The 13,782-nt window shown below is 53.2% G+C and carries 11 protein-coding genes; 7 read left to right on the top strand and 4 right to left on the bottom strand.

The features are described 5' to 3' along the window. Positions 1–24: 24 nt before the first annotated feature. The 4 genes from J4377_RS15580 to J4377_RS15565 all read left to right on the top strand — a co-directional run bounded on the left by J4377_RS15580 (position 25) and on the right by J4377_RS15565 (position 4,796). Positions 25–519: a hypothetical protein gene (locus J4377_RS15580; RefSeq protein WP_233437275.1), complete on the top strand. Its 495-nt coding sequence runs from the start codon at positions 25–27 to the stop codon at positions 517–519. 49 nt (positions 520–568) lie between these two features. Beyond that, positions 569–1,591: a tryptophan--tRNA ligase gene (locus J4377_RS15575; RefSeq protein WP_253486103.1), complete on the top strand. Its 1,023-nt coding sequence runs from the start codon at positions 569–571 to the stop codon at positions 1,589–1,591. 134 nt (positions 1,592–1,725) lie between these two features. After that, positions 1,726–2,937 carry a YeeE/YedE family protein gene (locus tag J4377_RS15570; protein ID WP_253486102.1) on the top strand — a complete coding sequence of 404 codons (1,212 nt, stop codon included), beginning with the start codon at positions 1,726–1,728 and terminating at the stop codon, positions 2,935–2,937. 179 nt (positions 2,938–3,116) lie between these two features. Beyond that, positions 3,117–4,796 carry an NAD-dependent malic enzyme gene (locus J4377_RS15565; RefSeq protein WP_038478362.1) on the top strand — a complete coding sequence of 560 codons (1,680 nt, stop codon included), beginning with the start codon at positions 3,117–3,119 and terminating at the stop codon, positions 4,794–4,796. A 92-nt stretch (positions 4,797–4,888) separates the two neighbouring features. Here J4377_RS15565 and acnA read toward each other — a convergent pair whose 3' ends face one another. Further along, entirely contained in the window at positions 4,889–7,621 is a 2,733-nt protein-coding gene (gene acnA, locus J4377_RS15560) for an aconitate hydratase AcnA (RefSeq protein ID WP_253486101.1), read from the bottom strand. 272 nt (positions 7,622–7,893) lie between these two features. Between acnA and trxB the strand changes: the two genes are divergently transcribed. Next, on the top strand, positions 7,894–8,844 hold the full coding sequence (gene trxB / locus J4377_RS15555) for a thioredoxin-disulfide reductase (RefSeq protein ID WP_253486100.1): 951 nt from the start codon (positions 7,894–7,896) through the stop codon (positions 8,842–8,844). Between the two features lie 28 nt (positions 8,845–8,872). Here the strand turns inward: trxB and J4377_RS15550 are convergent, their stop codons facing one another. Beyond that, positions 8,873–9,397 (bottom strand): GspH/FimT family pseudopilin, encoded by a 525-nt coding sequence (locus J4377_RS15550; RefSeq protein ID WP_038478354.1) that lies wholly within the window; start codon positions 9,395–9,397, stop codon positions 8,873–8,875. Between the two features lie 79 nt (positions 9,398–9,476). On the opposite strand from J4377_RS15550, the gene thiO reads away from it, so the two are divergent. Then, positions 9,477–10,586 carry a glycine oxidase ThiO gene (gene thiO, locus J4377_RS15545; protein WP_253486099.1) on the top strand — a complete coding sequence of 370 codons (1,110 nt, stop codon included), beginning with the start codon at positions 9,477–9,479 and terminating at the stop codon, positions 10,584–10,586. Between the two features lie 32 nt (positions 10,587–10,618). On the opposite strand, the gene J4377_RS15540 is transcribed toward thiO, so the two are convergent. Continuing rightward, positions 10,619–10,885: a PP0621 family protein gene (locus J4377_RS15540; RefSeq protein WP_038478351.1), complete on the bottom strand. Its 267-nt coding sequence runs from the start codon at positions 10,883–10,885 to the stop codon at positions 10,619–10,621. A 145-nt stretch (positions 10,886–11,030) separates the two neighbouring features. On the opposite strand from J4377_RS15540, the gene J4377_RS15535 reads away from it, so the two are divergent. Beyond that, entirely contained in the window at positions 11,031–12,665 is a 1,635-nt protein-coding gene (locus J4377_RS15535; protein ID WP_120386322.1) for an NAD+ synthase, read from the top strand. 122 nt (positions 12,666–12,787) lie between these two features. On the opposite strand, the gene J4377_RS15530 is transcribed toward J4377_RS15535, so the two are convergent. Further along, entirely contained in the window at positions 12,788–13,591 is an 804-nt protein-coding gene (locus tag J4377_RS15530) for an outer membrane protein assembly factor BamD (RefSeq protein ID WP_193060818.1), read from the bottom strand. Positions 13,592–13,782 lie beyond the last annotated feature (191 nt).

The following is a 13,782-nucleotide window of genomic DNA, read 5'->3' as shown; positions in this document are numbered from 1 at the left end:
ATGGAGTTGTGCTAAGGAGGCGATATGCAGCTTAGACCGCGACCGCAGGAGCAGGGCGCTGCGCTAGTTGTGGTGATGGCGCTGTTAGCTAGCGCGTTGATTATTGGCGTTATTTGCGTGCAATCTGCGTTTGTGGATGAACGCTTAGCGAGTAATTATCGGGCGTCGACGTTAGCGCAAATGCGCGCTGAAATAGCCGCCTCGCAAGCAGTGGCTTCTTTTAGTGAATTGGAGTGGGGAGGCAACGTGCTCACCATCAATAGCGATCAACCTCTCCGCTGGGAAGATGTCGTAGCGCACCCATTAACCACAGTGCTAGGTGATGACTGCGAACACAATAGTTGCTTATTTACGCCCGTTGAGCGTGACGGCCAACCTTGGGTAGTGGCGTTAGGTGCGGTTATTACTAATGCCAATACCGATAGTGAAACGTTACTGGCACAGAGCCTACCTATATTTATCAAAGTAGAGGAGAGTGAGGAAAGCCATCAGACACAGGCGACGGTGGTTTGGCATTAAGTGTACAATGACTTACCTTTTTTGACCTTTATCCAGCTGGATCCACACTATGAGTCAGACAGCCAAAACCCGCGTGCTGACCGGGATTACCACGACCGGAACGCCACATCTTGGTAACTATGTGGGGGCTATTAAGCCTGCCATTGAGGCAAGCCAAGACCCCAATGTGCAGTCGTTTTACTTTCTTGCTGACTATCACGCGCTGATCAAATGCCAAGATCCGAAGCGTGTGCAAGAGTCGCGTCTGGAAATTGCCGCCACTTGGCTTGCGCTAGGGTTAGATACCGATAACGCCATTTTTTATCGTCAGTCGGATATCGCTGAAATTCCCGAATTAATGTGGATGCTTTCTTGTGTGTGCGCCAAGGGGCTGATGAACCGCGCCCACGCATACAAAGCAGCGGTCGCTGAGAATGAAGAAGCCGGTGACCAAGACCCCGATAAAGGCGTCACTATGGGCTTGTTCGGTTACCCGGTGTTAATGGCCGCCGACATCTTAATGTTTAATGCCAATAAAGTGCCGGTAGGGCGCGACCAAATTCAGCACATTGAAATGGCGCGTGATATCGCCGGACGTTTCAACCACATGTTTAAAGGCCAGTATTTCACTCAACCTGAAGCCGTTGTGGATGAAAAAGGCGAAGTATTGAAGGGCTTGGACGGTCGCAAAATGTCCAAAAGCTATAACAATACGATCCCGCTTTTCTCTAGCGAGAAAAAGCTGCAGAAGCTGGTGCGCAAAATCAAAACCAACTCACTGGAACCCGGTGAGCCTAAAGACCCAGACACCTGCACGCTGTTCCAGATATTCTCAGCGTTCGCCAGCAATGAGGAAGCCGCTGCACTACGCGAGCAGTACGTGGCAGGTATCGGCTGGGGCGATGCGAAGAACCAGGTGTTCGATTACTTGAATGCGCACTTAAGTGCCCCCCGCGAGCGTTACATCGCGCTCATGGAAGACCCAGGGCATATCGAAGCGGTGCTGCAAAAAGGTGCCGATCGCGCTAGAGAAGAAGCCGCCGTCACCATGGATCGCTTACGTTCCGCGGTAGGCTTAGGGCGCTTTGTTTAATATTCTTTAAAAGCATATGCACTGCTGAATAAAGAATTTCCAGCGTTCTACAGCCAGCGTTAGGCTTATTATTGTCCCACTCAGCCAAGCGCCTGTTTTTAACAGGCGCTTTTGGCGTTGTTAGAAGGTGAGCTATGTCGACGATTTCTGCAGTGGCACCTAGTCAGAACCGGGTGCCATTACTCTCAGCGGCAGCCATCGTGCTGGGCGCGGTGCTTATCGGTGTCGTGTTTGGCGCCAATATTGGTCTCTTAATGATTGTTGGCGGCTTGCTTGGGCTGGTGCTGTATCACGCGGCATTTGGCTTTACTGCTGCTTGGCGGGTATTTATCACCGAGCGGCGGGGCCGTGGCTTGCGCGCCCAAATGGTGATGTTGGCGATTGCGGTGGTGCTATTTTTCCCGGCGTTAAGCGCTGGTTCGCTGTTTGGCACCAGCGTGAGTGGTTTTGTTGCGCCGATTGGTATTTCTGTCGTGGTGGGGGCGTTTATCTTTGGTGTGGGCATGCAGTTAGGTGGCGGATGTGCGTCGGGCACGCTGTTTACTGCAGGTGGTGGTAATGCACGAATGTTAATTACGCTGCTGTTCTTTATTGTCGGGTCGGTGATTGGTTCAGCGCATTTTGCGTGGTGGCAGAGCTTGCCAGCGTTTCAGCCTGTGTCGCTGGTGAATGTAGCAGGTGCTGGCGGTGGTATCGCAATTAGTTTGGTGCTGTTTACAGCGATTGCTGCGTTTACTGTGATTATGGAAAGGCGTCGCCATGGCCACTTGGAGCAGGCACCGTTGGTCGACAAGCCTGGCAGTCAGCGCTGGTTAACGGGTCCGTGGCCGTTGATTGCTGGCGCAGTGGCGCTAGCGCTACTCAATTTCGCAACATTGGCCCTTGCTGGTCGCCCTTGGGGTATTACCTCTGCGTTCGCGTTGTGGGGTGCGAAAGGGTTTGAACTCGTTGGTGGTGATGTCAGTCAGTGGGGTTATTGGCAAGCGCCGGGTAATGCTGCGGCATTAGAGGCGAGTGTATGGAGTGATATCACGACGGTGATGAACGTTGGCATCATGCTGGGTGCGCTTGCCGCAGCGAGCCTAGCTGGGCGCTTTGCTCCCAACTTCCGCATTCCGTTTAAATCCCTATTAGCAGCTGTCATTGGTGGCATCATGCTGGGGTATGGCGCGCGGCTGGCATTTGGTTGCAATATTGGCGCTTACTTCAGCGGTATTGCCTCTGGCAGCTTGCATGGCTGGATATGGATGGTTGCGGCGTTCGCTGGCAACATGGTGGGCGTTAAGCTGCGGCCGTTCTTTTTTAGCGGAGTTGAAGGTCGCCAGCCTGTTGCTAAAAGCTGCTAGCAGTTGATCAGTTTTAAGGCTTTTTATGAGCGCCTTGGTAGCTACCAAGGCGTTTTTTTATTGCCATTATTTATGTCCCTCCCACCTTTGTCGTATTAGCGTGTTACATTACGGATAAACGCCGCCAACGCCCAGCGTTGCTGCATTGCAATAGCAATCGACATAAAAAGAGAGTGCCTATGTCTACGATGAGTAAACGCCCCCTGTACATTCCTTACGCCGGTCCTTCTTTGCTTGAAATGCCGCTATTGAACAAAGGCAGCGCGTTTACTCAAGAGGAGCGGCTAGCGTTTAACTTGATTGGTTTGTTGCCGCAAAAAGTGGAGACCATTGACGAGCAGTTGTCGAGGGCTTATCGCCAGTATCAACAGTGTCATAGTGATTTAGAGAAGCATATTCATTTGCGTGCCATCCAAGACGACAATGAAACGCTTTACTTTCGCTTGGTCTCCCAGCATCTGGAAGAGATGTTGCCGATTATTTATACCCCCACGGTTGGGCAGGCATGTCAGGAGTTCTCTAATATTTATCGCAATCACCGGGGGCTGTTCATCAGCTATCCGGATCGCGAGCATATGGACGATATCCTGCGCAGTGCCACCAAAGATAACGTTAAGGTGATTGTTGTCACCGATGGCGAGCGGATTTTAGGGCTGGGTGATCAGGGGATTGGTGGAATGGGCATTCCCATCGGTAAACTGGCACTTTATACCGCTTGTGGTGGTATTAGCCCCGCCTATACGTTGCCGATTATGATTGATGTGGGCACTAACAATCAGGCATTGCTGGATGACCCTATGTATATGGGCTGGCGTCATGAGCGGGTTAGTCAGGAAGAGTACGATGCGTTTATGGGGGAGTTTATTGCCGCTGTAAAACGTCGCTGGCCGAACGTTCTGCTGCAGTTCGAAGACTTTGCCCAGGCCAATGCGGTACCGCTTTTAGAGCGCTACCGTGACGATTTGTGCTGCTTTAATGACGATGTGCAAGGTACCGCATCAGTTGTGGTGGGCACCTTAATGGCGGCGTGCCAGGCCCGCGATGAAACGATTGCCCAGCAGCGCGTAGTGTTTGTTGGTGGCGGTTCGGCAGGCTGTGGTATTGCTGAGCAGGTGGTCGTGGCCATGCAGGCAGAAGGTCTGACTGAAAGCGAAGCACGGGCGCGAATATTTATTGTTGATCGAGATGGGTTGATGACCACGGATCAGCCTTGGCAGCGGGATTTTCAGCGCCGTTTGGCCCACGATTCTGAGCTGGTTGCTAACTGGAATGGGCAAGGGCTTGAAGAAACCATTGCCCAAATGAAACCAACGATATTGATTGGTGTGTGCGGCAAGCGCGGTATTTTCACCGAACAAGTGGTGCGCACCATGCACGCGGGCTGCGAACATCCGGTGATTATGCCGCTGTCGAACCCTACTTCTCAGGCAGAAGCGGTACCCGAAGATGTGATTCGCTGGACCGACGGCCAAGCGCTAGTCGCGACTGGTAGCCCTTTTGCACCGGTGGTGTATAACGGCCGCACCTATCCAATTGCCCAGTGCAACAATGCCTATATTTTCCCCGGTATTGGCTTAGGTGTGATTGCCGCGAATGCTAATCGCGTTACTGATGAAATGTTGATGAGCGCCTCTCGGGCGCTGGCGCGCGAAGCGCCGCTGGTTAAGGAGGGCAAGGGCGCACTGCTACCGCCGTTGTCGCGGATTCGTGATATTAGTAAATCGATCGCCTTTGAAGTGGCTGCCCAGGCCCAGCAAAACGGCGTGGCGCTTAAAACAAGCGGCACCGAACTACGTGAGCGTATTGAGAGAGCGTGCTGGTCGCCTGAATACCGTGCTTATCGTCGCAGGGCTTTCTAAGTTTAATAACGGGAAGCGAAACAGCAAAGTGAGCGCAAAAAAAAAAGCCCCCACCATGGTGGGGGCTATGCAAGCATTGGTAGGTTTTGCCTTTAAGCTGCGCCGATCATTTTGCGCAACACGTAGTGAAGGATACCACCGTGGCGGTAGTAAGCCAGCTCATTGACGGTATCAATTCGGCACTTGGCATCAACGGTGCGCTCCCCATCGTCATTTTTGATGACAATTTTCACGCTGCCTCCTGGGCTTAAATCGCTTAAGCCAGCAATTGATATCTCTTCATCACCGGTCAAACCAAGCGTTTCACGGCTTTCACCTTCAGGGAACTGCAGCGGTACCACGCCCATTCCAATTAGGTTTGAGCGGTGAATACGTTCATAAGACTCGGCAATAACCGCGCGCACACCCAATAAGCGGGTGCCTTTTGCTGCCCAGTCCCGTGAAGAGCCGGTGCCATACTCTTTACCAGCAATCACCACTAGGGGAGTGCCTTCCTCCTTATATTTCATGGCGGCATCGTAAATCGCCATTTGCTCGCCGCTGGGAACGTGGCGGGTCTCACCACCAACAACTCCGTCCAGCATTTCATTTTTAATGCGCACGTTGGCAAAGGTGCCACGCATCATTACTTGATGGTTACCTCGACGTGAGCCGTAGGAGTTGAAGTCGACGGGCTTCACGCCGTGCTCTTGCAGATAACGACCCGCAGGGCTATCGGGTTTGATAGAGCCCGCTGGGGAGATATGGTCGGTCGTCACCGAGTCGCCTAGCAGGGCTAATACACGGGCGTTTTCCACATCTTCAATGGCGTCCGGCTCACGCTCCATGCCTTCGAAAAACGGCGGGTGCTGAATGTAGGTCGATTCAGGCCACTGGTAAACTTTGCTTTCAGGAACGTTGATGGCTTTCCAGGTATCGTCGCCTTCAAATACCGCACCATACTCTTTGCGGAACATCTCAGTGTTGACCTGTTCAACGGCAGTGGCGATATCTGCTTGAGAAGGCCAGATGTCTTTGAGATAAACCGGGTTGCCGTCATTGTCTTGGCCGAGTGGGTCGGTCGTTAAGTTGCACTGTACGTTACCGGCTAACGCATAGGCGACCACCAAGGGCGGTGAGGCGAGCCAGTTCGTTTTGACTAGCGGGTGCACACGGCCTTCAAAGTTACGGTTGCCTGAAAGCACCGATGCCACGGCAAGGTCGCCGCTGTTGATCGCTTTTTCGATCTCATCGGGCAGCGGGCCGGAGTTGCCGATACATGTTGTACAGCCATAACCCACTAAGTTAAAGCCCAGTGCATTCAGGTCATCGCTTAAGTTCGCGGCTGCTAAGTAATCGGTCACCACTTTGGAGCCGGGGGCAAGCGAGGTCTTAACCCAAGGTTTCGTGGTAAGCCCCTTTTGGCGTGCATTACGTGCCAGCAGCCCGGCTGCCATCATGACGCTTGGGTTGGAGGTGTTGGTACATGAGGTGATAGCGGCAATTACCACGGCACCTGGATCGAGGCTGAAATCCTTATCGTTAAGTTTAACGGCTTGGCTGGTGTCATGTTTAAAGCTCCTCTCAACCCCCACCGCGGTTTGGCCGCCTTCCGAGGAGAGTTTTCCTTTTGCGGTTGTATCTGCGCTGGTGTCCTCTTGCATGAACTTGTCAAAGGCGGCGGCCATGTCTTTCAGCGCCACACGATCTTGGGGGCGTTTCGGGCCGGCAAGACTCGCTTCTACTTCGTCCATGTCGAGGCTGAGAGAGTCGGTAAAGATCGGCTCATCGCCAGGTTCGCGCCATAAGCCCTGCGCTTTGCTGTATGCCTCTACTAACGCAATTTGGTCATCTTCACGGCCGGTGAGACGCATGTAGTTAAGCGTTTCGTCGTCTACTGGGAAAAAGCCGCAGGTAGCGCCATATTCCGGTGCCATATTGGCAATCGTGGCGCGGTCGGCCAGCGGCAAATCCTTAAGGCCGTCACCGTAGAATTCAACAAACTTACCTACCACGCCTTTTTTACGCAGCATCTCAGTAACGGTAAGCACTAGATCAGTGGCGGTAATGCCTTCGCGCAGTTTGCCGTTAAGCTTGAAGCCAACGACTTCCGGAATCAGCATCGAGACCGGCTGGCCAAGCATGGCGGCTTCCGCTTCGATACCGCCGACGCCCCAGCCAAGTACGCCCAGGCCGTTGATCATAGTGGTGTGGGAGTCGGTGCCGACTAAGGTGTCGGGGTAGGCAAACGTCTGGCCATCTTGCTCTTTTGTCCACACTGCGCGACCCAGGTACTCGAGGTTAACCTGGTGGCAAATGCCGGTGCCGGGCGGTACAACGCTAAAGTTGTCGAACGCTTGCTGGCCCCAGCGCAGAAACTCGTAGCGCTCACGGTTGCGCTGCATTTCGATATCGACGTTTTCTTGAAACGCGGCAGCATTGCCGAATTTGTCGACCATCACCGAGTGGTCAATAACCAGATCAACAGGAGAAAGTGGGTTAATACGGGCGGGATCTTCGCCGAGCTTCTCAACGGCAGCGCGCATAGAGGCAAGATCTACAACCCCTGGCACGCCGGTGAAATCTTGCATGAGGACGCGGGCAGGGCGGTAGCCTATTTCACGGCTTGATTTGCCCTCTTTTTGCCAGTCCACTAGCGCCTGAATGTCCTCTTGATCAACACTTTCGTCATCGCCAAAGCGCAGCTGGTTTTCGAGTAGAATTTTGAGCGTTTTGGGTAGCCGGTCAATGTTGCCGAGCGCGTCGGCGGCTTTTGGCAGGCTATAGTAATGATACTGCTGGTTGTCTATTTCTAGCGTGGTGAGCGTATCGGGTATCTTGCCCATTGGTCTCTCCTTTGATTGCTTGGCCTTAAGCGAACTGCTGATCTCAATTTGCTGATCGCAACGCTTAGGCGCGACGGTCACTGCTTTTCTTTAATGTGGCTTATCCCCAGTATGGCTTATCTTGTTAATAGCACATGGGTGTTTCACCCCCAGCTTTCAAGGCGTCTTCGCCTAATAGCGAAGGCTAACCCTTGTAATTGCTTGTACTTGACGCCATTTCAGGCAGACTCTCTTGCAAACGATATCTGCTCAATTGTGACAAAGGTGGTGTCATGGAAACGCGTCATGAACGTTTAATTATTCTTGGTTCCGGCCCTGCCGGGTATACGGCAGCGGTGTACGCAGCCCGTGCTAACTTAAAACCGCTGCTGATTACCGGCCTGCAGGCAGGTGGCCAATTGACCACCACAACCGATGTCGATAACTGGCCCGGCGACGCACAGGGTGTTCAGGGGCCAGAGTTGATGGAGCGCATGAAGCAGCACGCTGAGCGTTTTAATACGGAAGTGTTGTTCGACCATATCAATGAGGTCAGCTTAGGTGAGAAGCCGTATACCTTAAAAGGGGACAGCGGAATTTACACCTGTGATGCGCTGATTATTGCCACCGGTGCCAGCGCACGCTATCTGGGCTTGCCAACCGAGCAGCAATTTATGGGGCAAGGGGTATCTGCGTGTGCTACCTGCGATGGCTTCTTTTATCGTAACCAAGAAGTGATTGTGGTGGGAGGCGGCAACACCGCTGTTGAGGAAGCACTGTACCTCTCAAATATCGCCTCAAAGGTTACTTTGGTTCATCGTCGCGATACGTTGCGCGCCGAGAAAATCCTGCAGGACAAGCTGTTTGAGAAAGTCGAAGCAGGCAAAATTGCCCTTGAGTGGTTTTATGAAGTGGACGAGGTGCTGGGCGATAACTCCGGCGTGACTGGCGTGCGCGTTAAGTCGACTAAAGATGGTTCTACCAACGAGATTCACGCGCCTGGGTTGTTCATCGCTATCGGTCATAGCCCTAATACGGGGATTTTTGAGGGCCAGTTGGAAATGAACGGCGGCTACATCAAGGTGAAATCAGGCCTTGAAGGCAATGCTACCGCTACCAGTGTGCCAGGTGTCTTTGCCTGTGGTGATGTGATGGATCATATTTATCGTCAGGCGATTACCTCTGCAGGCAGTGGTTGCATGGCAGCGCTAGATGCTGAGCGTTATCTGGATGGCATCGCCTGAGTTAGCCGTGGTTAAACGCCTGTCGTGATCAACAATCGGCGGGCGTTTCATCGATGCGCAGGCGACCCAGTCGGCTGAGCACGAGCACTTTTCCTGGAGCGCTTGCCGCACATATATAAAAACTGCCATTGAAGCCGTTTGCGTGGCCAAGCGTACTATAGCTCACACGCCGCCTGTTACGATTATAAGTGACGGTAGTTGCCTGCTCTTTAGGGAAGACACGAACAACATCGCTGCTGGTTATTTGATTTATCGCGTCCCCCTTGATGACCAGTAGCGCGTTACTCCAGTCGCTGGTGCAGGTGTTTCTTTGCTGATTGGTTGGGCAAACCGTGGCCGTTTTACGCTGCGTGATGGCTGTGTTGCGAGCCAACGAAAAGGCAGACTGCAATCTGTTAATATCGGCGGTAACGGCTGTGCTTCGGCCAAGTGCTTGAAAATTTGGCACTCCCCAGGCGGCTAAGGCTGAAATAAGCAGAAGAGCAATAATAAGTTCGATCAGGGTAAAGCCTTGGATACGCGTGTGTGGAACGCCGTTATTGTTAGCTGGCATGGTGACTCCAGGCGTGTGTTTTTTCTACAGCCTACCTCGCGGTGATCGTTTTTTATGTAAGCCAAAGCGGACAAACGTTGTGAGCAATTTCTTAATTATTGGCGGTGGCGTGATCGGTATGATGACGGCACTGCAGCTAGCAGATGCTGGCCAGCAAGTTACTTTAGTGGAGCGCGGCATTTGCGGGCAGGAGTCTTCTTGGGCAGGTGGTGGCATTGTCTCGCCGCTTTACCCATGGCGGTATGCGCCGCCAATCTCGCAACTTTCGCGCTGGTCAGAGGGCGTGTATCCCACGTTGTCGCTACGCTTGTTGGAAGAAACCGGTATTGATCCTGAATATCGCCAAAAAGGGCTGCTCTATCTTAACGTTGACGATGCTGACACTGCGCTTGGTTGGGCGAGAGGCTTAGCCAAGCCGCTGGAGCGTGTTAGCGCTGACTTTGTTCGTCAGAAGGAGCCCATGGTGGCTGCTGCCCAGGAGAGTGCGTTGTGGATGCCGACACTCGGTAGTGTGCGCAACCCACGTCTGGGACAGGCGTTGCGCGCTCGGCTGCTGGCAATGCCGAACGTTGTGCTGAATGAAGGCTGTGAGGTAAATAGTTTTATAACGCATGACCAACAGGTGTTGGGCGTTGCGACCGCGCAAGGGGAGCTGCGCGCTGAAAAGGTGGTGGTATGTGGTGGCGCCTGGACAGCCAGGCTGTTAGAAAGCATAACGATTCGCCTGCCGGTACGCCCCGTAAAAGGCCAAATGATTGCTTATCAAGCGCCGTCAGGATTGGTGCAGCGCGTGGTATTGAAAGATGGTCGCTATATTATCCCGCGTAGCGATGGGTTGCTGTTGGTAGGCTCAACCTTAGAAGAAGCGGGTTTTGATAAAACGACCGACAGTGAAGCACTGGCGTCACTCAAACAGACCGCTGAAAGCATTGTACCTGCGTTGTCAGATTGCCCGGTTGCTTATCATTGGGCAGGGCTGCGCCCTGGCTCCCCGGATGGCATTCCATTTATTGGGGCATTGCCAGGGTGGTCCGATGTTTACGTCAATGCTGGCCACTACCGCAATGGGTTAGTGCTTGCACCAGCCTCTACCCATGTATTGGTTGATCAGCTATTAGGGCGTGAGCCACTTATCGACCCAGCGCCCTTTCAGCCGACGGTAGATCGATTAATGACGGATTTGGCATAGCTTATGGCTGTCGTTGTCTATCGGTAGCGGTTTTAATCGCGGTTCTGCTTATCTTGTTGCTCTTGCAAAAAACGATCCCGATGAGCGCTTGAGCAAAACCACTGTTCGCTATCGCGTAGGGCTTCCTCTTCCGGAACATGGACATCGCACCAGCGGCAGCGCACCATTTGTCCGCCTTCATGGCGTTCGGGTTCACTCTGTTGGTGGGAAAGTTTGCGCTCTCGGTAGAGACCATAAAGTTTCAGGCCCACATAGAACAGCACGGCAAAAATAATCAGCCGAATGATCAAAAGGTTCATCCTCTATGACTCCCATGGTGGGATGTAATAATAGCTAGAGTAACATGAGCGCCGGCTAACCTTTGCCAGTTGGCAGCCCTTGCGGGACAATGTACGTAGGTGAGCGGCAACGTGTTCTAAAGATTCTCAAGAGATTTTAACGCCCATGCAAGACTTAACGCTGGTAATGGCCCAACTCGACCCTTTAGTGGGAGATATTCCCGGCAATGCTGCACGCGCCATTGAAGCGGTGCGCGAAGCAAGGATCGAGCATGGGGCGGATATTGTTGTCTTCCCAGAGCTTTTCTTGTCTGGTTATCCACCGGAAGATCTGCTACTTCGCCCATCGATGGAAGCTCGCTTGCGTGAAGCGCGGGCGAAGATGGCAGAAAAAATCGCCCGCGATGTGCTGGTGATTATTGGCTACCCGGGCGTTCGTGAAGGAAAGCGCTATAACCTGGCGGGTGTGCTGTATAACGGCCAATGGGAAGCTGAGTATGCCAAGCAGGCACTGCCGAACTATCAAGTGTTTGATGAGCAGCGCTACTTTACGCCTGGCACCAAACCGCTGGTTTACGAGCACAAAGGCGCCAAGCTAGGGCTGCTGATTTGTGAAGACCTTTGGGAAGGTACGCCGGTTAATGCAGCCCGCGAAGCCGGTGCAGAAGTGCTGATCAGCTTAAACGCCTCGCCCTATCATCAGGATAAGCCCAGCGAGCGCTTGCGCCTGTTAGAGCAGCGTGCCCAGGATGTAAACCGCCCGATTGTGTATGTGAACACGATCGGTGGGCAGGACGAGCTGGTTTTCGACGGTGGTTCTAGCTGTGTAGACGCCCAAGGCGAACTCAAAGTGCTGGCGCCTTCTTGGCAAGCAGGCTTAATGCCCGTTCAACTGCTGCAAACGAGCGCTGAAACGTGGGAACCCCAAGCGGGTGAAATTGAGCCAGAAGTTGAGCCTGAAGAGAGTCTTTACTGTGCGCTGGTGACAGGGCTGCGCGACTACGTCAATAAAAGTGGTTTTAAAGGCGTTGTTCTGGGGCTTTCCGGTGGTATCGATTCCGCTCTTTCCTTAGCGATTGCCGTCGATGCGTTGGGTCCCCAGCGTGTGCAAGCAGTGATGATGCCTTATCACTATACGGCGGATATCTCGAAGCAGGACGCTGCCGAACAGGCGGATATGCTGGGCGTTCATTATGACGTAATGCCTATCGAGCCGATGGTCGAAGCGTTTATGGGCACTTTGGCGGAAAGTTTCGCGGGCACCGAGCGGGATACCACTGAAGAGAACCTGCAGTCGCGCTGTCGCGGCGTTCTGTTGATGGCGATCTCCAATAAGAAAGGCCTGATGGTGCTTACGACCGGCAATAAAAGCGAAATGGCCGTGGGTTACGCCACGCTTTATGGCGACATGGTGGGCGGCTATAACGCCATCAAAGATGTCTACAAAACCTGGGTGTATCGTTTGGCCCGCTGGCGCAATACCCAATCGCCCGCTATTCCAGAGCGAGTAATTGAGCGCCCGCCCAGTGCGGAGTTAGCTCCCGACCAGCAAGACAGTGACTCATTGCCTGATTACGATGTGCTAGACGCCATTCTGGTGAGCTACATTGAAGGCGATATGAGTGCTGAGGCAATTATCGCCGCTGGGTTTGATGAGGAAGATGTTTATAAAGTAGTGAAGCTTGTTGATCGCTGTGAATATAAGCGCCGCCAAGCCCCGGTCGGAGTACGGGTCACGCCCAGAGGGTTTGGGCGCGACCGGCGCTACCCGATTGTTAATGGCTGGCAGCCTGGCGATTAAGCATCAAAAACGCCCTAAATCGTGCTTCAGCATGATTTAGGGCGGTGTACACCTGGCTAATCCATCCTATGCGGCCATTGGACCAGGCGTTATTTTACAGGCGCTTATTCATAAGTGCTTATTTACAGGTGCTTAGGCTTGAAACGGCCATTGCTAAGCTGCTCATGGTTTGGCGCATTTTCGCGCAGCACGGTAAGCACTTCGTTGGCGCGATCGTCCATGCCAAGTCCTTGATAGCCTTCTACCATGGTTGCCAGCGCGTCACGCGTTGCGTCGGACTCCGGATAGTTTTCAATCACCCAGCGACCTCGTTCAACGGCGGCCAGGAAAGCACCGCGACGCAAGTAGTAATCGGCCACGTGCAGTTCATGGCGTGCCAGCAACTCACGTAGATACACAATGCGTTGCTGGGCATCCGCTGCATATTCGCTTTGGGGGAAGCGCTGAATTAATTCGCGGAAGTCGTTGTAAGCATCCCGTGAAGCACCCAAGTCACGCTTAGAAATATCAATCAGGCGCAAGCGTTCAAGGCTAAATCGCCCTGCCTGCCAAGCGGAAAGGCCGCGCAGGTAGTAGGCGTAATCCACTTGAGGGTGATCAGGGTGCAAGCGAATAAAGCGGCTGGCAGCGGCGCGTGCCTCTTCCCAGTTGCTGTTTTCGTAGTAAGCATAAATTAGCTCAAGCTGAGCTTGTTCGGCATGGGGGCCAAATGGGTAGCGGGTGTCAAGCGCTTCCAGTCGCTCAATGGCAATTGGGAAACGGTTGCTATCCAGCGCTGTGCGGGCAAGCTCATAGAGCTCGCGTTCTTGCACACCTGAGAATTCATCCTCTTCTTCAGGTGTGGTGTCGTTACTGGCACAGCCTGCCAAAAGGGCAAGGCTTAAGGCTAGAACGCCAAAGCGGTTGGCAGCGGAAAAAGCGCGCATCATCATCCTCGTTGCAAACAAGCCTCAATCACCGAAAAGCGACGATGGCCATAAGTAGAAATGGTAGAATAGGTCGCAGTTCGCCCACTATAAATCACCTAGACGCAAAACGCAGGCTTAGCGACACTCTAATGCCGTTTGAAGAGTTAAAAAGCATTATAGGGTAGCCGCGGTGTTTGCGTCTTAAAGAG

This window comes from Halomonas sp. XH26 (assembly GCF_024138895.1).
GTDB lineage: Bacteria > Pseudomonadota > Gammaproteobacteria > Pseudomonadales > Halomonadaceae > Vreelandella > Vreelandella alkaliphila.
This window is presented reverse-complemented; position numbering and strand designations above follow the sequence as displayed.